27 protein-coding genes are annotated in these 25,234 nt (G+C 55.1%); 15 read left to right on the forward strand and 12 right to left on the reverse strand.

Annotation, left to right across the window (positions count from 1 at the left end; all coding sequences use genetic code 11):
* Positions 1-81 precede the first annotated feature (81 nt).
* Positions 82-870: a Tll0287-like domain-containing protein gene (locus BOW52_RS09915; protein ID WP_078483925.1), complete on the forward strand. Its 789-nt coding sequence runs from the start codon at positions 82-84 to the stop codon at positions 868-870.
* Between the two features lie 84 nt (positions 871-954).
* Here BOW52_RS09915 and nadA read toward each other — a convergent pair whose 3' ends face one another.
* The 6 genes from nadA to BOW52_RS09945 all read right to left on the reverse strand — a co-directional run bounded on the left by nadA (position 955) and on the right by BOW52_RS09945 (position 5,744).
* Entirely contained in the window at positions 955-2,055 is a 1,101-nt protein-coding gene (nadA, locus tag BOW52_RS09920) for a quinolinate synthase NadA (protein ID WP_078483926.1), read from the reverse strand.
* A 71-nt stretch (positions 2,056-2,126) separates the two neighbouring features.
* The gene (gene nudB, locus BOW52_RS09925; protein WP_078483927.1) at positions 2,127-2,558 is read right to left on the reverse strand and encodes a dihydroneopterin triphosphate diphosphatase; all 432 of its coding nucleotides are present in this window, start codon (positions 2,556-2,558) and stop codon (positions 2,127-2,129) included.
* A gap of 14 nt (positions 2,559-2,572) precedes the next feature.
* Positions 2,573-4,360 (reverse strand): aspartate--tRNA ligase, encoded by a 1,788-nt coding sequence (gene aspS, locus BOW52_RS09930; RefSeq protein ID WP_078483928.1) that lies wholly within the window; start codon positions 4,358-4,360, stop codon positions 2,573-2,575.
* A 76-nt stretch (positions 4,361-4,436) separates the two neighbouring features.
* Positions 4,437-5,081, reverse strand: a complete 645-nt coding sequence (locus BOW52_RS09935) for a DUF502 domain-containing protein (protein WP_078483929.1) — start codon at positions 5,079-5,081, stop codon at positions 4,437-4,439.
* 16 nt (positions 5,082-5,097) lie between these two features.
* Positions 5,098-5,334: an FmdB family zinc ribbon protein gene (locus BOW52_RS09940; protein ID WP_320416297.1), complete on the reverse strand. Its 237-nt coding sequence runs from the start codon at positions 5,332-5,334 to the stop codon at positions 5,098-5,100.
* Between the two features lie 134 nt (positions 5,335-5,468).
* Positions 5,469-5,744, reverse strand: coding sequence for a hypothetical protein (locus BOW52_RS09945; RefSeq protein WP_078483931.1), 276 nt, complete (start codon positions 5,742-5,744; stop codon positions 5,469-5,471).
* A gap of 154 nt (positions 5,745-5,898) precedes the next feature.
* Here BOW52_RS09945 and BOW52_RS09950 point away from each other — a divergent pair, with 154 nt between their 5' ends.
* From BOW52_RS09950 to BOW52_RS09970, 5 genes are all read left to right on the forward strand, one after another.
* A complete protein-coding gene (locus tag BOW52_RS09950; RefSeq protein WP_078483932.1) occupies positions 5,899-7,704 on the forward strand; it encodes an ABCB family ABC transporter ATP-binding protein/permease in 1,806 nt (601 codons plus the stop codon).
* A gap of 340 nt (positions 7,705-8,044) precedes the next feature.
* Positions 8,045-8,710 (forward strand): DUF1614 domain-containing protein, encoded by a 666-nt coding sequence (locus BOW52_RS09955; RefSeq protein WP_078483933.1) that lies wholly within the window; start codon positions 8,045-8,047, stop codon positions 8,708-8,710.
* A 70-nt stretch (positions 8,711-8,780) separates the two neighbouring features.
* The gene (locus tag BOW52_RS09960; protein WP_078483934.1) at positions 8,781-9,908 is read left to right on the forward strand and encodes an HD-GYP domain-containing protein; all 1,128 of its coding nucleotides are present in this window, start codon (positions 8,781-8,783) and stop codon (positions 9,906-9,908) included.
* Between the two features lie 18 nt (positions 9,909-9,926).
* Positions 9,927-10,781, forward strand: a complete 855-nt coding sequence (locus BOW52_RS09965; protein ID WP_078483935.1) for an SDR family oxidoreductase — start codon at positions 9,927-9,929, stop codon at positions 10,779-10,781.
* 110 nt (positions 10,782-10,891) lie between these two features.
* Positions 10,892-11,899, forward strand: a complete 1,008-nt coding sequence (locus BOW52_RS09970) for a hypothetical protein (protein WP_135622252.1) — start codon at positions 10,892-10,894, stop codon at positions 11,897-11,899.
* Between the two features lie 132 nt (positions 11,900-12,031).
* Here BOW52_RS09970 and BOW52_RS09975 read toward each other — a convergent pair whose 3' ends face one another.
* Positions 12,032-12,379 carry a DUF1761 domain-containing protein gene (locus tag BOW52_RS09975; RefSeq protein ID WP_078483937.1) on the reverse strand — a complete coding sequence of 116 codons (348 nt, stop codon included), beginning with the start codon at positions 12,377-12,379 and terminating at the stop codon, positions 12,032-12,034.
* A 200-nt stretch (positions 12,380-12,579) separates the two neighbouring features.
* Here BOW52_RS09975 and BOW52_RS09980 point away from each other — a divergent pair, with 200 nt between their 5' ends.
* Entirely contained in the window at positions 12,580-13,101 is a 522-nt protein-coding gene (locus BOW52_RS09980) for a hypothetical protein (RefSeq protein ID WP_078483948.1), read from the forward strand.
* Positions 13,102-13,157: 56 nt separating this feature from the next.
* Here BOW52_RS09980 and BOW52_RS09985 read toward each other — a convergent pair whose 3' ends face one another.
* The 3 genes from BOW52_RS09985 to BOW52_RS09995 form a co-directional block, all read right to left on the reverse strand.
* A complete protein-coding gene (locus tag BOW52_RS09985) occupies positions 13,158-13,430 on the reverse strand; it encodes a hypothetical protein (RefSeq protein ID WP_078483938.1) in 273 nt (90 codons plus the stop codon).
* 137 nt (positions 13,431-13,567) lie between these two features.
* Positions 13,568-14,326 carry a hypothetical protein gene (locus BOW52_RS09990; RefSeq protein ID WP_078483939.1) on the reverse strand — a complete coding sequence of 253 codons (759 nt, stop codon included), beginning with the start codon at positions 14,324-14,326 and terminating at the stop codon, positions 13,568-13,570.
* A 101-nt stretch (positions 14,327-14,427) separates the two neighbouring features.
* Positions 14,428-15,138, reverse strand: coding sequence for a hypothetical protein (locus tag BOW52_RS09995; RefSeq protein ID WP_078483940.1), 711 nt, complete (start codon positions 15,136-15,138; stop codon positions 14,428-14,430).
* Between the two features lie 265 nt (positions 15,139-15,403).
* On the opposite strand from BOW52_RS09995, the gene thrC reads away from it, so the two are divergent.
* Entirely contained in the window at positions 15,404-16,873 is a 1,470-nt protein-coding gene (thrC, locus tag BOW52_RS10000) for a threonine synthase (RefSeq protein WP_078483941.1), read from the forward strand.
* A gap of 36 nt (positions 16,874-16,909) precedes the next feature.
* On the opposite strand, the gene BOW52_RS10005 is transcribed toward thrC, so the two are convergent.
* The gene (locus tag BOW52_RS10005) at positions 16,910-17,647 is read right to left on the reverse strand and encodes an SAM-dependent methyltransferase (protein WP_078483942.1); all 738 of its coding nucleotides are present in this window, start codon (positions 17,645-17,647) and stop codon (positions 16,910-16,912) included.
* 133 nt (positions 17,648-17,780) lie between these two features.
* Here BOW52_RS10005 and BOW52_RS10010 point away from each other — a divergent pair, with 133 nt between their 5' ends.
* The 7 genes from BOW52_RS10010 to BOW52_RS10040 all read left to right on the forward strand — a co-directional run bounded on the left by BOW52_RS10010 (position 17,781) and on the right by BOW52_RS10040 (position 24,445).
* Positions 17,781-19,007, forward strand: a complete 1,227-nt coding sequence (locus BOW52_RS10010) for an HD-GYP domain-containing protein (protein ID WP_078483943.1) — start codon at positions 17,781-17,783, stop codon at positions 19,005-19,007.
* A complete protein-coding gene (locus BOW52_RS10015) occupies positions 19,004-20,185 on the forward strand; it encodes a PP2C family protein-serine/threonine phosphatase (RefSeq protein WP_078483944.1) in 1,182 nt (393 codons plus the stop codon). Before BOW52_RS10010 ends, BOW52_RS10015 begins: the two co-directional genes overlap by 4 nt.
* 426 nt (positions 20,186-20,611) lie before the next feature.
* The gene (locus BOW52_RS10020) at positions 20,612-21,034 is read left to right on the forward strand and encodes a hypothetical protein (RefSeq protein WP_078483945.1); all 423 of its coding nucleotides are present in this window, start codon (positions 20,612-20,614) and stop codon (positions 21,032-21,034) included.
* Complete coding sequence (locus BOW52_RS10025; protein WP_236725699.1) at positions 21,034-22,230, forward strand: FTR1 family iron permease; 1,197 nt, start codon at positions 21,034-21,036, stop codon at positions 22,228-22,230. Before BOW52_RS10020 ends, BOW52_RS10025 begins: the two co-directional genes overlap by 1 nt.
* Positions 22,227-22,817 (forward strand): 4Fe-4S binding protein, encoded by a 591-nt coding sequence (locus tag BOW52_RS10030; protein ID WP_236725700.1) that lies wholly within the window; start codon positions 22,227-22,229, stop codon positions 22,815-22,817. Before BOW52_RS10025 ends, BOW52_RS10030 begins: the two co-directional genes overlap by 4 nt.
* A 132-nt stretch (positions 22,818-22,949) precedes the next feature.
* A complete protein-coding gene (locus BOW52_RS10035; protein ID WP_078483946.1) occupies positions 22,950-23,783 on the forward strand; it encodes a hypothetical protein in 834 nt (277 codons plus the stop codon).
* Positions 23,784-23,914: 131 nt separating this feature from the next.
* On the forward strand, positions 23,915-24,445 hold the full coding sequence (locus tag BOW52_RS10040; RefSeq protein ID WP_078483947.1) for an iron transporter: 531 nt from the start codon (positions 23,915-23,917) through the stop codon (positions 24,443-24,445).
* A gap of 346 nt (positions 24,446-24,791) precedes the next feature.
* Here BOW52_RS10040 and BOW52_RS17760 read toward each other — a convergent pair whose 3' ends face one another.
* Entirely contained in the window at positions 24,792-24,914 is a 123-nt protein-coding gene (locus tag BOW52_RS17760) for a hypothetical protein (protein ID WP_269087649.1), read from the reverse strand.
* Between the last annotated feature and the right edge of the window lie 320 nt (positions 24,915-25,234).

Raw genomic sequence — 25,234 nt, forward strand, 5'->3', positions numbered from 1 at the left:
TCGTCGTTCGCTCGCGCTCTCAACTACGAATAGGCAGACGGCGTCGACTATCGCGGACTAACCGCCTTCGCTTCGCTATCCATGGCGGTCAGCGATGGCACAATGAAAAGATGGAACATCCTCCAACTAATCGCACTGATAACATCAACGGCACTGCTAAGTATTGGCAACAGCCATGCAAGCGCACAACAGGATGAGGCGCGCTTGATCGCCAATCTGGAGGAGCTGATGATTTTCCTCTCTGCCGCACAGAGCGCAGCCACCGGCAATCAGGACCTGATTAATGATCCGGAGCTTGGTGACAAGGGTATTACAGGGAAGATGGTTATTACCGAAGCACTCAACAACTACAAAGAGAAGACCGGCGGTCGCTTCCTCACACCTGGATCAAATGATCTCTTCTATCAGGCACGCAAGGCGATGTTGAGCGCCGTCAAGAGTGTAGTCGATGAGGCACAGCCCGTTATCAACGCCAAGGGTGTCGGCTTCAAGGGGTTCATTCCCGCCGTCTTCCGCTCCCAGGTCTCGATCAAGTTCAGCGACAAGATGGCAGGCAAGATCACCTTCAAGGCGACAGCACCCAACCAACTGCTACGCAACAAATACCATGTCCCCGATAGCTGGGAGGCGAATGTGCTCACCTCGGTATTCGAGAGTGCCACCCATAGCAAGGGAGAGTCCTACACCGAACGTTCTCAGCACAACGGTAAAAACGCCTACCGTTACATGAAGCCGATGTACTACAAACCGGGCTGTCTCTCCTGCCACGGCAATCCGAAGGGTAGCATCGATATTACCGGCGGAAAGCGTGAAGGCGGCAAGCTTGGGCAACTCGCTGGTGCGATGAGCTTTGTTATCTACACAGAGTAGTCTCAACCCTGGCAATCTCCTTAAACGCAGAGAGCCCCGTCGATACCGTCGGGGCTCTCTCTTTTCTACCGTAACCGGATCGGGCTAGGGAGAGACTTCCAGCATGCGCTGCAGCGCCAGACGACCCTGCTCCGCATCGCTCTCATCAACGCTGACGCGATTGACCACCTTACCTTCAACCAGATTCTCCAACGTCCAGGCAAGATGCTGAGGATCGATTCGGAACATGGTCGAACACATACAGACAGTGGGCGACATGAAGTGAACGTTTTTACCTTCGTGTTTAAACTGCTCGTGCAGACGGTTCACCAGATTGAGTTCGGTGCCGACCAACCAGCGAGTATTAGGCTCAGCATCACGAATGGTGTTGATGATGTACTCGGTGGAGCCGACGTAGTCCGACTTCTGGCACACCTCAAAGGGGCTCTCCGGGTGCGAAATAATCTGCGTCTCGGGATAACGCTGCTTGAAGTTATCGATCTGCTCGGGCTGGAACATCTGATGCACGGAGCAAAACCCCTTCCACAGAATCATCCTGGCGTTTTTAATCTGCTCTGGAGTCAGACCACCGAGCGGCTGATCGAAATCCCATACCACCATCTCTTCGAGTGGGATATCCATAGTGAAGCCGGTGTTGCGCCCCAGATGCTGGTCGGGAAAGAAGAGCACCTTCTCGCGTTGTGAGAAGGACCACTCCAACACGTGGCGCGCATTGGTGGAGGTACAGACGATACCGCCGTGGCGCCCACAGAACGCCTTCAGGTCGGCAGCCGAGTTGATGTAGGTTACCGGGGTGATCTGCTCATCGGGTTCCAGCACCTCGGCAAGCTCCCTCCAGGCGCGTTCTACATTGGCCAGATTAGCCATATCAGCCATTGAGCAGCCCGCAGCCATATCGGGAATGATTGAGATCTGATCGGGGCGCGAGAGCACATCGGCCACCTCAGCCATGAAGTGAACACCGCAGAAGACGATGTACTCCGCCTTTGACGCGGCGGCCTGACGCGAGAGCTTTAGTGAATCACCGGAGAAATCGGCGTGGCGGAACACCTCCTCACGCTGATAGTGATGACCGAGAATCACCAACCGCTCGCCCAGTTTCTCCTTGGCGGCAAGGATGCGCGCCTCTGCATCGGCATCATCAAGGCCGGCATAGGATTGAATGGCTAGGGCGTTGGCTGACATCTGCTTACTCCACGGTTCCAACCGGTCAGTTACAGCAAACTACCGGCGATTTATTAGATAGTTGGGCGATTCTACTTCGAAACAATCGCCAACACTGCATCTCTATTGGTATATGAGCTGACCCGCCCCGCCGCTTCCGCTCTATCCACCCAGAGGTAGCGGCAGTGTTCATCGTTATTAAGTTTGATCGCACAGCGCTGATCGAGTTGCACCGTAAAGAGGTGTTCACAATTCTCTGAGACATCAGGGGCGTAGCGGCTACGCCACTCGGGAAGGATTGGGAAGCAGCGACGCTGCTGGCAATCGACGACCTCAACATCTTTAATGCCGGTCTCTTCAGCCAGCTCACGTTGGGCCGCCTCGGCGGGGCTCTCACCCGCTTCGAGCGAACCGGTCACCGACTGCCAGAACCCCTCGGGGTGAGTACGCTCCAGCAACAGCACCTCACCCTGGCGGGTGGAGACAACCACCAGTACCGATTCGGGACGCTTGAAGTCGGCCAAATCGGTACGTCACTCTACTCGGCGGTTTTAGGCTTGACGCGTTTACGGATGTGCAGCTCTTTGAGCTGCGCTTCGCTGACACCCGAAGGTGCATCGGTCATCAGACAGGCGGCACTCTGGGTCTTGGGGAAGGCCATTACATCGCGAATCGACTTGGCGCCGGTCATCAGCATCACCAGACGGTCGAGACCGAAGGCGAGTCCACCGTGTGGAGGACAGCCGTACTTGAGTGCGTCGAGCAGGAAGCCGAACTTGTCACGGGCCTCCTCATCCTCGATACCGAGCGCACGGAAGACCTGCTCCTGCACCTCTTCACGATAGATACGCATCGAACCGCCACCCAGCTCGGTACCGTTGAGCACCATGTCGTAGGCGCGTGACAGACAGGCACCAGGATCGCTCTCGAGCAGTGGGATGTGCTCCTCGTTGGGCGAGGTGAAGGGGTGATGCAGCGAGGTCCAGCGATCGTTCTTCTCATCCCACTCAAACATCGGGAAGTCGACCACCCAGAGTGGCTTCCAACCGTGTTCAACCAGACCGCGATCATGGCCCAGTTTCACGCGTAGCGCGCCGAGCGCTTCATTGACGATGCTCGCCTGGTCCGCTCCGAAGAAGACCAGATCGCCATCCTCGGCACCGGTACGCTCCATGATGGTGGTGATCGCCTCATCAGGCATAAACTTGAGGATGGGCGACTGCATACCCTCACGCCCCTTGGCGACCTCGTTAACCTTGATATAGGCAAGCCCCTTGGCACCGTAGATACCGACAAACTTGGTGTAGTCGTCGATCTCCTTGCGGCTCAGCTCACAACCCTTGGGCAGGCGTAGCGCGGCAACTCTGCCCTTGGGATCTTTAGCTGGACCCGAGAAGACCTTGAATTCAACATCGGCCAGCACATCATTAACGCTGACCAGCTCCAGCGGGATACGCAGGTCGGGCTTATCGGAACCAAAACGCTCCATCGCCTCGGCATAGGACATGCGTGGGAAGGGATCGGGCAGCGCCACCTCCAGCACCTCGGCGAAGAGCTTGCGGATCATCCCCTCCATCATCGCCATGATGGTCGACTCATCGAGGAACGAGGTCTCGATATCGAGCTGAGTGAACTCTGGCTGACGATCGGCGCGCAGATCCTCATCACGGAAACAGCGCACGATCTGGTAGTAGCGATCGACACCGGCCACCATCAGCAACTGTTTGAAGATCTGTGGTGACTGCGGCAGCGCAAAGAACTGACCTTCATGAGTACGACTCGGCACGATGTAATCACGCGCACCCTCAGGGGTCGCCTTGGTCAGCATCGGTGTCTCGACATCGAGAAAGCCGTTGTCATCGAGGTAGTTACGCAATACGCGGGTAATCTTTGAACGGAAACGAAGACGCTGCAGCATCTCGGGGCGACGCAGATCGAGGTAGCGATACTTGAGGCGATGCTCCTCACCCACACCCTCATCGTCGACGTTAAGCATGAAGGGAGGGGTTTCTGACTTGTTCAGAATAGTCAGCTCTTTGCCCAGAATCTCAACCTTGCCAGTCGGCAGGTCGGGATTCTCAGTCCCCTCAGGACGCAGGCGAACCCTGCCCTTAACCTTTAATACAAACTCGTTGCGCACACTCTCAGCCGTTGCAAAGACATCGGCCAGATCAGGATCGAAGACCACCTGCGCCAGACCATCACGGTCTCGCAAGTCGATAAAGATGACTCCACCGTGGTCGCGACGACGATGTACCCAGCCGCAGAGTTCTACTTCATGGTCGACGTGCGAATCGTCGAGTTGACCGCAATAGTGGCTACGCATTACATATTTCCAGAGAGTTAGTTAGATCCAGATACGGAGCGGCCTGTGGGCACGGCCCCGCGTAAAGGCGGGAATGTTACGGCTTGGCCGGGGGCTGCGCAACTTCAACCGGGTGTTCGTGCCCCTCTGGCACCACCGCGCCCATGGAGAGAATCATCTTCAACCCATCATCGACACTCATCTCCAGCTCAATCACATCGCCCTTCGGCACCATGATAAAAAAGCCCGAGGTCGGGTTGGGAGTGGTCGGGACGTAGATATTGATCACATCCTCGCCGGTCTTCTCCTGCGCTTCACCGATATCGGTACCGGTCTGGAAGGCCAATGTCCAAAGCCCCTTACGTGGGTACTCCACCAGCAGCACCTTGCGAAACGATTGCCCCGAGTCGGAGAACATCGTCTCGGCGAGCTGTTTCACCGCCGAGTAGATAGAACGAACCAGGGGAATACGCCCCAGTAGCGACTCCCATCCGCTAAGAATTTGGCGTCCGAACAGATTAGCAAACAACATACCGGTCGTGAGCACGACCAGCAGCACAATCAGTGCGCCGATACCCGGCAGGGCAAATCCGAGCAGCACCTCAGGACGATACTCTGGCGGCAACAGCACCAGCGAGTGATCCATCAGATCGACCAGCAGCTTGATCACCAAAATAGTGACGCCCAGCGGTACCCAGACCAGCATGCCGGTGATTAAATAACGACGGAGAGTGACAAACATTATATACGCTCTAGATTTAGCCGAGACTGGGGCAACAGCCCCCAGCTCCGCAGCTCGGTGCCGCACCATCTGCAGCGGCGCAGGCCGAACCACCGCCACCCTTGACCGAAAAACTGCCAGCTGAGACCAGTTTTTTTAGCGCGGGTTTGCTGCAGGCCGGGCAGTCGCTCAACAGTGGATCACTCATCTTCTGGCGTACCTCCAAGCGGTGGCCGCACTCCTGACAGGCGTATTCGTAATAGGGTATGGTGATATTCTCTCAGACTGACTTGATCCCCCCGATATTGGGGTTCACGTAGATGATTCAAGGTGTAGTCGTGTCGCGTAGAAGCGTCTACTCAAATGGTGGTGTAGATAGGAATTTCTGCGTATCCAGTAGAATACCTTCTAGAGCCCAATGTCCTCACTCGCCTCTTCTCCTACACTCAGTGCCTCGGCGTGTTTAAACTCATCGAGTGCCTTGAGTAGCATCGAGTGCTCCTGCTCAGAGAGACCGAAGCGAACATAGCGCTCGGCGGCATCCTTTACCTTCTCCAGGTAGCCGATGCGATAGTTGAGATTGAGCAACGCCTTGGCAATGAACTTCGGATCCTCACGTGCTTCCACCATGCGGATCGCCTCTTCCAACGCCTGTTTCAGCTCCTCTTCACTCGGTTTACTCATCAAACACCTCGCCCTGTTCTATTTTTTCTATTTATTTCCATTGAGTTATCTCGAGTATAGCCCGAAACCATCACACGCTTCGAGCGCGCTCCTCAGCTGCTAGCAACTACTATAGAATAGCGTTTTAGTCAGATTCTAATCCCACTGGTAAACCATGCATATACGCCACACCGACCTCCCTTCGCATAATCGTAGTGACCTGAAGACAATCCGCTCCCTGGCCCCTTTCCTCTGGGACTACCGTGGCCGTGTTGCGCTGGCTCTGCTGGCACTAATCCTCGCCAAGGCGGCCAATGTCGGAGTGCCGCTGGTATTAAAAGAGGTGGTCGACACCCTCGATAGCAGCCAGCACACCACACTGGTACTGCCAATCACACTGCTGCTCAGCTACGGTCTGCTGCGCTTTGCCAGCTCGCTCTTTAATGAGCTTCGCGACGCGGTCTTCGCCAAGGTGCGTCACGGTGCGATGCGCAAGGTGGCGCTCAAGGCACTCGAACATCTTCACACCCTCTCACTGCGTTTCCATCTGGAGCGCAAGACTGGCGGCGTCTCACGCGATATCGAGCGTGGCACTCGCAGCGTCAGCTCAATGCTCAACTACATGGTCTTCAGCATTCTGCCGACGCTGGTCGAGATCTTGATGATCGCCTCAATCCTGATCTTCAACTACTCGATCTGGTTTACCGTGGTGGCCGCCGCTGCGGTGGTCAGCTACATCACCTTTACCTTCTTCATCACTGAGTGGCGCATGAAGTTCCGTGCCGAGATGAACAAGATGGACTCACAGGCCAATACCCAGGCGATCGACAGTCTGATCAACTACGAGACGGTGAAGTATTTTGGTAACGAACACCATGAACTCGACCGCTACGGCGAGAGTATGGCGGGCTGGGAATCGGCTGCGGTAAAGAGCCAGACCTCACTCTCGGCACTCAACTTCGGTCAGGGAAGCATTATCGCCACCGCCGTCACTGTAATGATGATGCTGGCGGCCCAGGGAGTCGTCGATGGCAGTATGAGTCTGGGTGACCTGGTACTGGTCAATGCACTACTCATTCAACTCTTCATCCCACTCAACTTCCTCGGCGTAGTCTATAGCCAGCTTAAACACGCGCTCTCCGATATGGACCTGATGTTCGAACTACTGGAGCGCAAGCCTGAGATCGAAGACCGTACCGATGCCAAGCCACTGGAGATTGGCGATGGCACAGTCCGCTTTGAGCAGGTCAATTTTTCTTACGAGCCAGAACGGCAGATTCTGCACGGTGTCGATTTCGTGATACCTACCGGCAAAAAAGTCGCCGTCGTTGGTCCGAGCGGAGCCGGAAAATCGACCCTCTCGCGCCTGCTCTACCGTTTCTACGACATCAACAGCGGCAGCATCACCATCAACGGTCACGATCTTCGTAGCGTGACCCAGCAGAGTCTGCGCGAGACCATCGGTATCGTGCCGCAGGATACGGTGCTGTTTAACGAATCGGTTCTCTATAACATCGCCTACGCTCGCCCCGATGCAACGCAGGATGAGATCATCCGTGCTGCAAGGCTCGCCCACATTCACGACTTCATCGACTCGCTCAAGGAGGGTTATGACACCGTGGTAGGTGAACGAGGTCTGAAACTCTCTGGTGGTGAGAAACAGCGCATCGCGATCGCTCGCGTGATCCTGAAGAATCCACGCATCCTGATCTTCGATGAGGCTACCTCCTCACTCGACTCACAGTCAGAGCAGGCAATTATCGAGGCACTACGCGAGGTGGCCACCAACCACACCACGCTGGTGATCGCCCATCGTCTCTCCACCATTATCGATGCTGACCAGATCCTGGTGATGCGCGACGGTACGATTATCGAGCGTGGTGACCACCAGCAACTGCTCGAGGCCAACGGCCTCTACGCCGAGCTGTGGGCTCTGCAGCAGGAGGAACAGAAACTCGAAGAGACGCCCGCCGTGGCCTGATCGGCACCTGCCTTAGCGCGTTGTTGAGGCAGCTCTATATGGTCAAAGAGATAATATCGCGCTACACCCTCTGAGCAGAGTCCAAAATTGCAACGAGCGTCATAGAACGGTGATGAAAACCGTCCTAAGATTTTCAGACCACGAGCAGCAAGGATGCCGGCTCGCCACACTCCCAGATGTCAATCTTATCCAGACCAACAATCGCCGCTTCTTCAGGGGCGACAGTGAAAAGCTCTAGCCTGAGACGGACTATCGGTTAGCCTCTTCCAGTCACAACCTTGAATCCTCCGTCGTGTGGACAATCGTGCCACTACCCGCCGAAGTGTATTATGCCTGAACGATGCATAATCGATTCTCACAACCACACCTCTTCATTCTGCTCTTCATGCTTGGCGTACTGCTGGCGATTGTACAGCTTGGCCTGGTCACCATCGCCTTCGAAAAACTGGGACTCTCGCAGACCTCAGCCTTCTTGCTGCTATTCAGCTCACTGATCGGCAGCAGTATCAATCTGCCGCTCTTCTCCATCCACAGCGAAGCCGATCCCGATGCAGAACCACCACAGCTGCTGGGCCTGCTGCAGCTCTCACACATACCCTTTAACGGTGAGACAATCATTGCCGTAAATGTGGGAGGCTGTCTGATACCGCTTGGCTTCACCCTCTACCTGCTAATCCATCACGAAATCAATCTGTTTTCACTACTGGCAGCACTCATCTGCGTATCGTTAATCTGCTTCAAGATCAGCCGCCCGATCAGTGGCATCGGTATTGGCATGCCCATTCTGGTCGCGCCTATCAGTGCCGCACTCTTTGCACTGATGTTGCAACCGGAGCAGAGCGCCGCCCTCGCTTACATTACCGGCACGTTGGGTGTGATTATCGGTGCCGACATGCTGCATCTGAAAGACATTCGAAAGATGCCAACCCCGGTCGCCTCGATTGGTGGTGCGGGCACCTTCGACGGTATTTTTCTCACCGGACTACTCGCTGTACTTCTCGCCTGATCCCACCCTTGGTAGATTAGATCAATGTTAGAATCACTCCAGAAGAAGACAGCGAACGAGAGAATGGAATATGTTTAATTATCAGGACACGCTGCACAAACTGAACGATCTGCTTCCGCTATCGGAGAAGCTTAACTTTGTGCATGGCGTACTACGTGATCGCTTCGACTATATCGATCGTATTGCGGTGACCCTCTATGACGAGAAGACCGACACCCTGAAGACTTTTATTCAGAGCAGTGATGGTGAGAACCCAATGCAGCAATATGAGGCGAAGCTCTCCGAGGTTCCGCTGTTGCAGGAGATCATCAATCAGGGGCGACCCCGCGTGGTAAACAACCTGCTCTCGATCGGCGGTACCGGTAAACTGCACACGCAACGCCTGGTAGAAAAGGGCTACGCCTCGAGCTACACCATGCCGATGTCGATCAACGGTAGTTTTTTCGGTTTCATCTTCTTCAACTCCTTCATGGAGGAGGTGCTTGATGAGGAGGTGCTCCACTACCTCGACCTGATCGGCCACCTGATTTCGCTGACGGTCATTAACGACCTGACCAACATCCGCACCCTGCTCGCTGCGGTTAAAACGGCGCGAGACATGACCCACCAGCGTGACCTGGAGACTGGCACCCACCTCGATCGCATGGCCCACTACTCACGCCTTATCGCCACCGAAATCGCCAAGGAGCGCGGACTCTCCGACGAGTTCATCGAGAATGTCTACCTCTTCTCGCCTCTACACGATATCGGCAAGATCGGTATCCCCGACAAGATCCTGCTCAAGCCAGGCAAACTCGACGAGGAAGAGTTTGAGGTAATGAAGAGCCACGCAGTGAAGGGGCGCGAGATCATCGACACTATGCTGCAGGAGTTCGGTCTCGATGGACTCGATCATATCGACATACTGCGTAACATTGCGGCCTATCACCATGAGGCAGTAAACGGCAGCGGTTATCCCGAAGGGTTAAAGGATCAGGAGATTCCACTCGAGTCGAAAATCATTGCCGTGGCCGACATTTTCGATGCGCTCACCAGCAGTCGTCCCTACAAAGAGGCGTGGGATAATGAAGTCGCCTTCAACACCCTCAGGGAGCTTGCCGGAAAGCAGCTCGATGCCAGCTGCGTTGAAGCACTACTGAGTAACCACGAAAAAATTAGTGAGATTCAGGATAAATTTGGTGAAGACCGTTTTGGTTAGCCACACCCTTAAACACCCATGAATAAAAAAACGATCTTAATCACCGGCTGCTCAAGCGGCATCGGACTCTGTTGCGCCAAGGGACTTGCTGCACACGGTTGGCACGTCTTTGCCACTGCACGTAAGGTCGAAGATGTGGAAATGCTCAAGCAACTTAATCTTGACGGTCTGGACGCGCTACAACTCGATCTTAATTCCGATCACTCCATCGCAGCGGCACTCAATGAAATCGAACAGCGCACCGGCGGAACCCTCGATGCGCTCTTTAACAACGGTGCCTACGGACAGGCCGGTGCCGTTGAGGACCTGAGTCGAGAAGTATTGCGTGCGCAGTTCGAAACCAACCTCTTCGGCACCCATGAACTGACCCGCCGGGTAATCTCGATCATGCGCAGCCAGGGACATGGCCGCATTGTGCAGAACAGCTCCGTACTCGGACTCATCGCCCTCCCCTTTCGAGGTGCCTACAACGCCAGTAAGTTTGCACTCGAGGCACTCACCGACACCCTGCGCCTCGAGCTGCACGACAGCAACATTGAGATCTCACTCATCGAACCAGGACCGGTCACCAGTCGCTTTCGCGCCAATGCGATGAAGATGTATCAGCAGAACATCGACCGTGAGGCGAGCCACTTTTTTGAGACCTATCAACGCATGGAGAAACGCCTCACCAAGGTAGGACCGGCTGCTCCCTTCACTCTGCCCCCCGAGGCAGTTCTAAAAAAACTGATTCACGCCCTGGAGAGCCCACGACCGAAGGCGCGCTACTACGTCACCTTCCCCACCTATCTCTTCGCGACACTGAAACGACTACTGCCTCACCGTGGACTGGACTGGGTGCTGCGTCGGGTATCGCGCGGTGAAAATCGCTGATCATCAGATCCCATCCTGTGAATCGGATTAATAAGGTAATAACACCTATGCGTTCAGAACAGAGCAACAGACAGCAAGAGAATATAGAGCAACGCAAAAGATATCGTGTCGTGCTTATTCATACGCGCTGCAGACCACTCATCGACCACTACAAAAAGAGTGCCGAAAAGTCGGACAGGGAAACCACCTCGAAAGGGGGACTCAGTCAACGGGTGCACCAGAACTTCCTGCCGAACAATCTTCTCAACAGACTCTCGAGACGCGGTTTAATTGAGCTGAGCTTGGTCGAACTACCCTACGACAAAGTCGTTGATAGCGAGCATGCCAAACAGATCCCTTCTGCAGACATCTGGATTTTTGCACTGCAGAACTACCAATCCAGGCCGCTTATTAGCGAAAGCTTTCTAAGCACATCTCAACAGCGCGCCGAGCAGTTGAAGATCCAGACCATCAACCTCACTAGCCATATTCGAGAGACGATCGACTCCACCACCACACCAACAGAGTTCCCCTGTATCGCAAAACTGGCCGGTAACGGAGCGGTGAAGAACTTTCTTCACCGCTCGTACGCGATACTCAGAGACCGTGACACATATGAACAGTGGCGAGATGAGACAGGAGAGGAGCACCTGACAAACTATGCAATTGAGAAATTTCATACCCACCGCCTAAACGAAGAAATCGCCCCATTTAACTGCATTGAGCGCTGGATCCACATCTGTGCTGACTTGACTGTTGGCCTGCGTATCTCAGACAAAGAGATTATCGGCCAGTCAAACTCATTGACCAGCTACAGAAGAGACCCGCGCCTCTTCGCCGGCGAATTCCACCATCTGCTCACGCATAAAGAGCGAAGCCAGCCAACTCCTGCACGCACCAGCCTGCCGCTTACCTTTAGCTATATGGGTGACAGCGACTACTGGGAGCTGCGTTACCGGAAGTTACGTGAACACACCCAAAAGAGTGGACTCGAAATCGGTAGCCTGGATGTAATTGAGGATAAACACGGCGAACTGCATATCATCGACTATAACGAACACACCCTCGAATCTGCCGAGAGAGATCTCCTGTCACTGTGGACGAACACCCTCTACCGCCGACTAAATCGCGGCAATTGATCCTGAATGGCCCTCCCCGCAGGGGTTGCGTAGAGAGCGGAAGGCACTTCTCAGGGTGGAGCTGCCTCATGCACGCGGCCAAATCCCGCAGATAAGGCCCATTAGCAGCAGATAGTTGGCTCGATAACCCGCCTAAATCAGGTAGAGCCGCCATCCCCACCCGGAGAAAAGAGCATCAGAGAGCATACTGGTAGCAACGATAGCCACCCCCAGTAGCGCACCGATAGTCGCCCCCGAGAGCAGTGAATAGGACTCTGTGGCCACCACCAGATACTCAACCGCCACAGCAGCGATAAGTGCAGCGAACATACTCCCTAGCATCGCCTGGAGAGGCGCACCCAACTCCGCCTGGCTCTTACCGATTGCCCTCAACCACTGATCGCCAAACAGTAGCGGCGAGTACCAGAGCGCACCCAGAACCATTCCTGCCACGGCCGCCACCAGAACCGGGTAGACACCCATGGTCGATAACACATCCATATCTTAACTCCCCAAATTTCCAGACAAAATCCAACCCCCTAGCTGCCATCATCAACGCCACACTGGAGAGCCTTCTCAATCCACAAAAAAGCGCGATTGCTATTCCCGAGAATTATACTAAGTTACTTAGGCGCTCGAACAGTCTGAACAACTCGACTACCGACTCTCAATAGCGTAGCCAAAATATGGAGGGCTTCCCCATGCGCAAACTCTACCTATCTCTCACGCTTCTCCTCAGCTCAACCACACTCCTCGCCGGCGAAGCAGCCGAAACAAAAGTGACCCGCGCCGAAAGCGCGGCTCATCCAGGCGTCAGCCACCACGCAGCGGTGATGGATGTCGATGGAAAAAGTCTCAAGAACGGTTCGAATGGATGGACCTGCATGCCGGGCATCGCCCCCGGAGATAACCACCCGATGTGTAACGACACGGTATGGTCCAGGCTGATGCAGGCCGCCGCCAATGGCACCGATTTCCAGACCGACAGAATCGGCATCTCCTACATGCTGCAGGGTGATGCCCACGTCAGCAATTCAGACCCTGCGGCTACCGATCCAAAAAATGGAGATATCTGGGTACAGGAGGGGCCGCACATTATGGTGGTGGCGCCCAAGAGTGCAATGAAGGGGATCTCCGATGATCCCTACAACGGCGGGCCCTATGTGATGTGGAAGGATACCCCCTATGCCCACATCATGATTCCGATTCGGGACACCCAGTAACAGAGAGCACTACCAGTCGCATAAGAAACAGACCCGTGCCAGTCATGGCCAGCCCCTCAGATCGTTCCATTGAGGCGCTGGTCATAGCACTGTTGGTTTTTCACGATCCAGTGGAATATTTCGCGACAATTAAAGATCACTTCGTAGACCTTCTCTGCAATCTCACTATCTTCAAGAGAGGTCAGTGCATCTATATAATCTTCACACACCCCATTGATACCCATTTTCATCACAACACTACGAAGCAGCGCCAGACGCTGTTCATCTCCAAGTAACAGGATTTTCTCTAGCCAGCCATAGACCTCGGGGTCATCGCAGGCGACGCGCAACAGAGTAATAAATGACTCTATTTCAGAAATTGATCTGGAGGAGCCATCCCTGCCCACTCTCACCACTCCCTCTATAGCGCCCACTTGATATAAGCGTAGATCAGTTATAGAAGGCCATAACCGATAAAAGCGTGAACCTATTCACCCTTACTGGATAGCCAATCCATAAACCTGAGTGGCTCCTGCAAGTCGATAAGCTGATATCCCCTTTCGTCACGATATTCGATCTTCCTTCGATAGATCGCCTGCGAGACTTCGGCAAACTCCTTCAGACAAGCTTTTAATCGATCATAGGGCTGACAGGCTGTCCCTTGCTCCATCGCCTCTTTCACTTTTGAATTGGTATTTGAGAGCACCGTAGCCACTGCAACGCAGGTCACCATCACCTTTCCAGACCGATTAAATTGCGTCTCCAGCCGACTTGAGGTTCGACGGTACTCACCCGATTTTCCATCAGTGATACGATTGATCGACTGGAAGAGTTTATCGGTAGTTCTAAATACCCGATGATCACCAACAGAGTTGACCTCTAACTCATTTAGATCATATGAGATGTATGTATCGAGCTTACCGCGAAGACCTTCCAGATCATACTCACAATTCAACCGATACTGATCCACTGCGTTGTAGAGTCGTTTGACATTTTTCGCCACGATTCTTTTATTTTTCTTTTCACAGCGATCTTCCGTACAGAGCCAGTCCATGTCTTCAAACCTATAAAAGTCCATACCGTCCGATCTATCTTCTACGCTCAGACGAGCGATCACTGAACGGTATATGTAATTATCAATCAGCAGATCACGTTTTTCCTCACTCATCTCGGTCGCAGAAGCAGGAATCGTAAAGGTCGCCGCTAGAAGGGCAACCATAGTAGTCGCAAGATGAATTCTGACCATTCGTACCATCTGTTCTTTCCTCAGTGCTAACAGCACAACGTATCAACAAGTGACTTCAGGATTACAATCAGACATCGATTCATTTACTGCTGACGGTTTTCTCAATCATCAAACAGAAGCGGTTCCTTTAGCGCCTTCAGTTCAATACCTCTCTCTGCATAATAGCGAAGCTTTAGCTGACAGATCTCTTGAGAGACCTCGGCAAACTGCTTCAGACAGCCTTTAAAACGCCTGGATCGACCGCACAGAGAACCCTCCTCTTCGTGAACCTTATCCAGCAGCTTCAGACTCGTTGAATTCAGGCTCTCAACCATTGCCTTGACGATCGCCGGGCATGAGACGAGCGTATTTCGCTCACGTTTAAATTTGTCGAGGAGCAGACTGGAAGAGTATTCGAACTGGCCGGTTTCGGTATGGGTAATCTTACTGAGATGGACCCAGTACTCTTTGTAGATTCGAAAATGAGTGTGATCACCGATGCTATTAACCTCAAATTCCGTCAACTCATCGATTTTGATGTCATCACGTTTGTCATTCAGCCCCACCAGGTCGTCCTCACACTGCAGTGTCGCCTCCCCAATCCCTTCATAGAGTTTTCGAATATTTCCCTCAACCCTCTTACTGTTTCTTGTATTACACGTCTGTCCCGAGCAGTGCCAGTCAATAGTCTCGAACATCTCTTGATCATTCATCGATAAGAGAAGAGCACGGAGAAGCACATTTTCAATTAGAAGCTCACGCTTGGTCTCATTCACCTCAGCCATAACCGGATTTACCAACAGCGCCAGGAGAAGTATCAGACCGCCTTTCAATGAGGAACACGCCATTCGAACCGTCCAGATAACCTCTTCTACTTACGTTTGCTTATCGAACAGGAACCACCAACGAGTGAGTTGATGCCCAGAGCGCAAGATAGTAGCAGAGCGGCGGTTTGAGATAAGACTCAACCGTAACACCGATAACCGGACAACACCCAAGATCAATGGGGTGTAATTCATCAGGTCGTCACATATGAATCAGTGTGGCGAATCCGATATAATCGCTGCTCAATTTTTGGCTAGAAACAGTGGCAATCACATGAATTTCATCGAAACGCGCGGCAACGACGGCAAACTCCCCCTGAAAGTGAGCTTTTCCGAGGCGATCCTTAACCCGATCTCCTCCTTCGGCGGTATCTACTCGCCCGAGTCACTGCCCGATCTGGGCGAGGCCTTTCTCGGTGAGCACCTATCCGCCGACTACAAGACGCTTGCCCGCGATGTGCTCAACGCCTTCGAGATCGATATCGACGCCGCCGTGATCGACGAGGCGCTGAGTCTCTACGATGCGTTTGATGATTCGACCAATCCAGTACCGGTGGTCAAGGTCAAAGATGACCTCTATGTCAGCGAGCTATACCACGGTCCGACCCGCGCATTTAAGGATATGGCGCTGCAGCCCTTCGGCATTGTGCTCTCCTCATTGGCGCAGAAGCGCAACGAGAACTATCTGATCCTAGCCGCCACCTCCGGCGATACCGGTCCGGCGGCTCTGGAGACCTTTAAGAATCGCGCCAATGTACAGGTCGCCTGCATGTACCCCGATGGTGGCACCTCCGATGTGCAGCGCCTGCAGATGGTGACCGAGGGTGCGAAGAACCTGAAGGTGATCGGTATTCACGGCGACTTCGATGATGCCCAGAGCGCGCTCAAACGCCTGCTTGGCTCCGACAGCTTCAAGCAGCAGCTGCAGGAGAAGAAGATCTACCTCTCCGCTGCCAACTCGGTCAACTTCGGTCGCATCATCTTCCAGACCATCTACCACATCCACTCCTATCTGGAGCTGGTTCGTCAGGGTGCGATTGAGCTGGGTGAGAAGGTCTACCTCAACGTGCCGAGCGGCAATTTCGGCAATGCACTGGGCGGCTACTACGCGATGCAGATGGGGCTACCGGTGGAGAAGATCCTGATCGCCTCGAACAACAACAACGTACTGACCGAGGTGATCAACACCGGTGCCTACGACCTGCGCAAGAAGTCGGTCATCGCCACCACCTCACCGGCGATGGATATCCTCAAATCATCCAATATCGAGCGCGTGCTGTTCGACCTGCTCGGTGCCGAGCGCACCCGTGAACTGATGAAGCAGCTCGACGAGCAGAAGCACTACCAGCTCGAGGCCGATGAGCTGGCCAAGCTGCAGGCAATCTTCACCGCCGACTTCTGTAACGACAGTGAGGGCAAGGATTACATCAAGGAGGCCTTTGCCACCGGTTATCTGATGGATCCACATACAGCGACCTGCTTTAAGGCCTACGATACCTGCCGCGACAAGCCGCTGAAGACGATCGCCTACTCGACTGCCGAGTGGACCAAGTTCTCACCGGTAATCGCCAATGCCCTCACCGGCGAGGTCGATACACACGACCTCGATGCGCTGCAGTCGATCGCCCGCGAGGCGAAGATCGAGATCCCTGCGGTGATCAACGATCTCTTCAGCAAGGAGATCGCCCAGAGCAGTGTGATCGACAAAGAGAGTATCGAGGCGGAGATTCACGCCTTTCTCTAAAGATAGCGAGCCCCTTGTTCAAGGTTGCGGTGCCAGCTACCGGCGCTGCAACAGCAGAAAGAGGTAGCCGTAACTCCCTTTCGACTGTTTGAAAACCTCGACCTCTTCAACCGTCTGCTCGGCAAAGAGACGAATCTCAGGATCGGCATGTGCTACAAGCCGCCGCGCTCGTGGCTCCAGCAACTCGTAATACCCCTCCCACCACGTCTCCCGTGGCATGACAAAAGATTCAACGAGTCGATAACCGGTAGCCTCTGCGAGTGAAATATTCTCACGCGTCGACTTCATATCGGGATATTCGCGCGCGAAGAAGACGCGCTCCCTGTCGCTAGCGGGCTGATCCAGCCAGGAGAGTTCGCTCACCGCCAGATAGCCGCCCGACACGATCGCACTCGCCCAACAACGTAGCGCGTTGCCGAAACCAATACTGTAAGCCGCACCCTCCGACCAGAGCAGATCGATCTGCCTGAAGTGTTCAGGAATCGTCTCCATGCTAAAGCAGTGCGTCTCGATCTGTCCGGCAATCCCCAGCGCGCCAGCGCGTCGATTCAGATCGTCGAGGAAGGGCTGGTAGTTATCGACGGCATGAACAATCGAATCGATTTCCTGAGCCAGCACCAGTGTCTGCCGGCCGCTTCCGCACCCCGCATCAACCACCAAACCCCACTCTCTGGCAGGTAGCAGTGAGAGTGCTCGACGTGTCTCTGCATCACTGCCCGGCCCAAGCTTCTGCAGGCCGCCAAACATAAGCTCAATAGGATCATTGCCGTTCATCTACGCCTCGTCATTATCAGAACTCACCGCGCCATCCCTCTCTCTCTTCGCACCATTTACCCCTGTCGGATGCGGTTTTTTAGATAGACGCCATCTGCTAGGTTATAGACCTACCCTTTGAGAGTGAATAGCCGTGATCAAGAAGATTCCCGCATCTAATCTGAAATCGGGCATGTATATTCACGATCTGAACTGCGGCTGGATGTCGCACCCGTTTCTTCAGAAACGCTTTCTGATCAAGGATGAGTCTCGGATCGAGAAGATCATTGATGCCGGAATCAGTGAGGTCTACATCGACACCAATCTGGGTGACGACATCGACCAGCAGGTCAGTCACGGGCAGATACAGAGCCTCGAAGAGGTTGAGCAATCGATCGACAGTGAGATTGAGAAGCTCACCGCCACTCCCGACACCCCACAACCGCCGACCCCACTACAAGAGGAACTGAATGTCGCACAACGCCTCAACCAGGAGGCGCGAGAGATGACCAAGCGTGTGCTTGACCGTGTCGCTCAGGGTGAGCCAATTGAGACCGAACCGGTGGAGACAATGGTCGCTCAGCTTGCCGACTCGATCGTGCGTAACCCCAGCGCATTGATCAGCATCGAGACACTCAAGGAGCAGAGCGAGGAGCTCTACCAGCACTCGGTGAGCGTCTGCATTCTACTCATCGCCTTCGCCAAATCGCTCAATCTGGGTAGCTCACTGATGAAGACTCTCGGGCTTGGTGGCCTGCTTCACGATATCGGACTACTCAAACTTCCGGCCGATGTTATCGACAACCGGGCTGATCTCAGCACCGAACAACTCGCACTGTTTGAGCAACATGCTCAACTAGGTGCCGAGACACTCAGGACAACCCCCGGCATCCCCGCCGAGGCGATACAGATCGTCGCTCAGCACCACGAACGGCTCGACGGCTCGGGTTACCCGGCCAAACTCAAAGGTAACGCCATCAGTCGCTTTGGACAGATGGCGGCTATCGTCGACACCTACGATGAGCTGACCCAGGAGCTACCGCCCACCGAGGCACTACGCAAACTGCTCGAGTGGCGCGGCCACTACTTCGATGATGAGCTGGTGCACTACTTCGTCCGCTGCATCGGTGTCTATCCGGTCGGCACACTAGTAAGGCTCGAGAGCGGGCTACTGGCAGTGGTCATCGAAGATGGTCGTCACGACAAACTGCGCCCAACGGTGCGCGTGATCCTCAACGCCAAACGCAACGAGCTACTCACCCCTTACGACATCGAACTCGAGGCAGAGAGCGCCACGGCCCAGGCAGAGCGCATTCTCGGCCACGAGCGACCTGCGCAGTGGCGCATCAACCCAGCAGAGTATCTGGCGATAAAACTATGAACAGAGAAGCAACGGACTCTCAAGACCTTCCCTTTCTGCAGACACTCACCCTGCTCATCATCGATGACGATGGTGAACTGCGTACCTGGATGGAGACTGTACTCTCCCCAATGACAAAGGAGCTGCATAGCGCTGCAGATGCGGAACAGGCCACGATGCTCTTCAAGGAGCACACACCTGACCTTGTCATAACTGACGTCAATATGCCGGGTTCAGGTGGTCTCGAACTCGCCACTGAGATCAAAGCCTTCGACCCCGATATTCCGGTACTACTGATCACCGGATACGACGATGCCACAACACTGCAGCAGGCCATCGAGATTGGTATCGACGGCTATCTCGCCAAACCGCTTACAGTCGAGAGCGTGATGCAGGCACTCGCCAAACCATTGCGTAGCCTGCAAAACAACCGTGACCTGAAACAGCAGACGGCGCTGCTTGAGATGTATCACGCCGCTGCCGAGGAGGAGCGTGACCTGGTCTCTGATCTGATGGAGCGCATGATGCAGCCGATCGAGCGACGTGATGAGCGCTTCGACTACTGGGTTGCTCCGACCGATGCGGTCAGTGGTGACCTGATCTGCATCCACTACGCCAATAACGGCACGCTCTTCATTATGGCCGCCGACTCGACCGGTCACGGCCTACCCGCCGCACTCAACCTGCTGCCAATCAACCAGGTCTTCTACCGCATGGTCGACAAAGGCTTTCCTGTCTCGGCGATCGCCGAAGAGATGAACCGAGTTATCAAAGAGCAGTCGCCTGCCGATCGCTTTGTCGCCGCCACCCTCGCCTCGATCGATTTCCGAAACCGCATCATCGATATCTGTAACGGAGGCAATCCACCTACCTTCTTAATCGACGATTCGGGCGAGGTAGTTCACAGCTTCGCTTCTGGCCAGCTACCACTCGGCATCCTGGGTGGCGAGAGCTTCACCGCCAGTAACGAGATCTACCGCTGGGAACAACCACTGCAACTGGTGCTCTTCTCCGACGGCATGACCGATGCTGAGAACGAGTCGGGCATCGCCTTTGATGAACGTGGCATCATCGAAGCACTGAAACAGAGCACACAGGATAAACGTGTTACCCACGTCGTCGAAGCGGTACAAACACACCTTGGTGAACGCCATGCCCACGACGATATTTCGATTATCGTTGCCAACTGCGAAGCCTGAAAGAGCACAATCGTTTTGCCCTGATTACGGGAAAAATCACAAAAGTTCCAAGTTTCAAACACCATTTTTCACTCATTTGCGCTGCATGGTGGTGAGCTCTCGCTCGAACGACTGCTGCTCGATCTGCACAGCTGGCGACTCTTCGCCAAGGTGGGAGTCTGGTTGATGGATCTCACCGCACTTCTGCTACTGCACTAGCGTTGAGTGGCGCAAGCCTCTGGTTTAAATATGCGACTACGAAAGCTACGCCGGAGTAAGGCGAGAAACCGATCACCTCTCGATCTCTTCATCAATACCTCTACAAATTAAAAGCCAATCAAGACTATTTCGAGGTACCTACTTGTCTTTGCGATTGCGAACGATTAGCTTTTGCGTATCTTATCGATCCTAAAAAACCCTTCACTGAGAGATAGCGATAGAACCGTCATGCCCGATTTCAAAGCCCTCTTCAGCGCAGTTCTCCTGCTGCTCACCCTCCTCTCTTCACCACTCAGTGCCGCGCAGTCGGTCTGGACACCGCTGGCCGAGCAGATCATCACCGAGCTTGAGCAGGCGGAGCAACACTACCGCAGCGGCGATAGCCAGGCGGCCAAACGCGCCGTAATCAAGGCCTATTTCGGCATCTTCGAGTCACGCAAGATGGAGGCGGCAATGCGCATGGAGCTGGGCGCCAGGCACACCTATAAGGTTGAGCGCCGATTTGGTCAGATTCGCAAGGCGGTGAAAAAAGCACTGGATGCTGACGCGGTGGCAGAGCAGATCGCCGAACTCTCAGTGGCGCTACGCCGAGATGCAGAGAAGCTCGATACCGCAGCGATCCCCGCTGAGGTCTTCAAGGTTAATCAGTAATGAAACGTGCGATTTTACCGATGATCTTTGTTGCCGCGTTGATGCTGTTAGTCGGTGTGGCCAACGCTGCCGATAGCGGTGATGTCGACTTCGTTGCCGTGGTTGATGAGATTTCACAGCGCGGCGACCGCTCGCTAGTCAACTACAAACCGTCCGAAGGGCTTGAGCTCAGTGATGAGTTCTCGAGCCTCTATTTCGACCTCTTCGAGGAAAGCGGCATGGAGCTGGCCATCGGTCTGCAAGACCCCACTCTCAAGTCGGAACTCGAATCGCAGTTCGGCACTGTCATTGGCCATGCCGCCGGTGGTGCAGACAAGGTACTGGTGTCAAAGGCGTGGATCGAGCTGCGCACAGCACTGCAGACGGTGGCGCAGCAGTATGCATCACAACCGCGAGCCAGCTCCACGCTTCTGCAGGCCTTCCTGATACTGTTACGCGAAGGTTTTGAGGCAATCCTGGTGGTGACCGCACTGGCGGCCTACCTGCGCAAAACGGGGGCTGCCGACAAGGTGAAGGTTATCTATCAGGGCGTCGGCTGGGCCTTGGCGGCCAGTCTGATCACCGCCTGGATACTCACTCAAGTCATTGAACTCTCGGGCCCGGCACAGGAGGCGCTGGAGGGGATCACGATGTTAGTGGCCGCCGCCGTGCTCTTCTATGTCAGCTACTGGCTGTTTGCCAAGCGTGAGGCTGGACGCTGGCAGGCCTACGTGCAGGGCCAGATCGACAACGCCCTCACCAGCGGCAGCCTCTTCGCCCTCGGTTTTGCCGCCTTCCTCGCCGTCTATCGCGAGGGGGCCGAAACGGTACTCTTCTATCAGGCGCTTCTCGGACAGGCCCAGGGGGAGAGCGGAGAGATCGCTGCAGGCTTTGCCCTCGCAGCACTGACGCTGCTCGGACTCTTCTGGCTGATGCGTAGTGCCTCGTTACGACTGCCGATCGGCCCCTTCTTCGCCGTCACTGCAGCGCTGCTCTACTATCTGGCAATGAACTTCGCCGGTACTGGAATTCTGGAGCTACAGGAAGCGGGCTGGGTCTCCTCCACACCGCTTGAAGGCATTCCACGCCTGCCCTGGCTAGGACTCTTTCCCACGCTGGAGAGTATTGCCGCACAGCTGGCACTGATCATACCGCTGCTGTTTGCGCTCGGCTGGATGGTGATGCGCCCACGCACCGATCGGGGAGCCGCACAGTGAGTATCGGCAACGAGGGAGTAGCCGACGCGCTGCAGGCGATTCCGATTCATGCCACACCACGGCGTGAGCGGAGCGCCAATGTCATTGAGGCCTTCTTCTACCGCCATCGTGAACGACTGGTCTGGCTGCATGGGGCGATGTTCCTCTTCTTTCTCGCCGTAATCCTGATCCCAGTGTGGCTCCCCGACGCGCCGGAGAACGCCACCCCACTGAGCCACTTCACCACCTTCGCCAACTACGCCATGTGGGGACTCTGGTTTCCACTGGTCTTCCTCTCGGTAATCGTCACCGGGCGCAGCTGGTGCGGCTTGCTTTGCCCAATGGGGGCCGCCTCTGAGTGGGCCAACAAGCGAGACCTGCAGCGCGCCATTCCCACCTGGCTGCGTTGGGAGGGGACGCCGATCGTCAGCTTCCTGTTCATCACCATCCTCGGGCAGACCGTCGGGGTGCGCGACCACCCCGAGGCGATCGCCGAGGTCTTCGGTGGCACCATGCTGCTGGCGATAGTCATCGGCTACCTCTACGGGCGTAAGAAACGCGCCTGGTGTCGCCACGCCTGTCCGATCGGCCTGCTGCTCGGCCGCTGACCGCCATGGATAGCGAAGCGAAGGCGGTTAGTCCGCGATAGTCGACGCCGTCTGCATATTCGTAGTTGAGAGCGTGAGCGAACGACGAAGAAAAAAATAGCGACTCCCCGAGTCTTCTCCCGCCTCGGTGCCGTGCAGTTCATTCCCAAACGCAGAAAGAGAGGGGGCGAGGGCTACACCGAAAAGGGAGTCTGCCCAACCATGATTGATGTCTCGCGCAAGGAGGAGTCGCGCCACTGCATCGAGTGTTTCCGCTGCGTGAACCCCAGTTCGAAGGGTGGACTCTCACTGCGTCTGCGCAGACCGGGCGAGGAGATCGAGCAGATCCGCGACCACCACGCCAACCCAGCCGAGATCTGGTTCCTTTTCCTCGGCACTGGCGTGGTATTGGGCGGCTTCCTCTGGCTAGTGCTCCCCTCCTACCAGCTACTGCGACAGCAGGTAGGCAGCTGGTTTATCGAACGCGGCTTCTACGCCATCGCCGAACCGGGTCCGTGGTGGCTGATGAGCGTCCACCCCGAGCGGCGTGAGGTCTTCAACTGGCTCGACTTCACCCTGATCGTCGGTTACATGAGCGCCTGGATGGTGGGACTCGCCCTGCTGTTGGCTACCACCACCGCAATGGCCACCGCGCTGGCTGGTCGTCTCGGTGCCGATGGTCGGTTCCGCCAACGTTTTACTGAACTCGGATACCAGTACGCGCCTGTCGCCATGGTCTCGCTAATCATCGGACTCGGCACCGAGCTGTTCGAACCACTGCGACTGATCGGCCTGACCGAGAACAGTATTGGCCTCAGTAAGGGAGGCCTGTTTTTGGCCGGATTCATCTGGAGCCTCTGGCTCGGGCAGCGCATTCTCGCCTTACAGGGCGTTGCCGTAGCTCGCCGCTGGCTGCCACTACTGCCCGGCGCCGCCGGTAGCATTGCCGTCGGGCTCGCCTGGTGGCCCGCGATCTTCGGCATTTAAGGAACTGAATCGGCTAAAACAGACATCACTCTTACTTACAGCGGCGAATCCTGTTCGCCTTTTTATGGAAACATCGATGCGAATGGCTCGCATTCACTTTATTTTAACCACTCGATATGAGGAGTAACAGAATGAAACAGAGACTGACACAGATGCTGTTCGGCGCCACCGCGCTGAGCCTGACCGCGACTGCCGGAGCCGGTGAGGTGCCGATTGGCGATCCGCTCGAGACCAACGGCATGGAGATCGCTGCGGTCTATCTGCAGCCGACCAAGATGACCCCGATGCTGCCCGGCATGGGACCCTCCGATATCCATCTCGAGGCTGACATCCACGCCCTCAAGGGCAATACCAACGGCTTCGGCGAGGGAGAGTGGATGCCCTACCTCGGCATCACCTACCAGATCACCAAGCACGGCTCCGACTGGTCAACCGTTGGTCGCTTCATGCCGATGGTCGCCTCCGACGGCCCACACTACGCCGACAACATCAAACTCGACGGCCCCGGTAAGTATCACCTGCAGTATCACATCGATCCGCCCCCCTATCAGGGCTTCTACCGTCACACCGACAAAGAGACCGGTGTCGGCAAGTGGTGGAAACCGTTTGATGTGGAGTGGGATTTCGCCTACGTCGGCGTGGGTAAGAAGGGCGGCTACTAAAAGAAACGTGATTCCACACCGTGCGGTGACGACACAAAACCTGTCGCCTGCATGAAATACAAACAGGAAGGATTCCTCCGCGACCCTCAAGGTTGCAATTGTTAGCTTCGCCTTGAAGCACCAACCGCCCCCTATGGGCGGTTTTTTTTGCCCTCAGATATGGTGCCTGGCCTGCGCGGTTACGAGATAATTCTTATCGGTAGCCTCCAGCTACTGAACGACCCATTGAAGTAGTCGCACCAACAGATGCAGGCGAAACCTTCACGCAACAAACAGCGTTAACGTGTCCGGGGCGTCGCCATTAAGAGTTCGAGCAGACGGTCACTCAACCTCCAGAGATGAGCGATCACGGATCATCACCAAACAGTGAACCGAGAAAAGCCAGCAACACAACCATCCAAAAGAGCAATTCATCACCAAATGCGACAAGCAGTATCAGCAGAAAGAATCCGGCAATCAGGTTTGCCATCAGTTTCCCAGCGCATCCGATAAGCAGAGCAATCAAATCCAGACACCTCATCGACCAACCTCCCTATCACGCTTGCATCCATACGAACCACCATACTCAGCCACCCCACACATCGTCCAGATGCCGAAAGCCAATGTTTGTAACAAGATGGTCACAATCAGAAAAGCGCCTACAGTTTAGGTCTAAGATTAGCGCTCAAATAACAGACGAAACACAATCGCAAATCGGGGAGTCGCTATTTTTGCGGAAGCATGTTTTGGGCATCCAAGCCCAAGCAAGCGGCAAATACTTAACGCGACCGTTTATGCCTACGGCGCCCC

The sequence above is a fragment of the Solemya pervernicosa gill symbiont genome, assembly GCF_002020875.1.
Taxonomy (GTDB): domain Bacteria; phylum Pseudomonadota; class Gammaproteobacteria.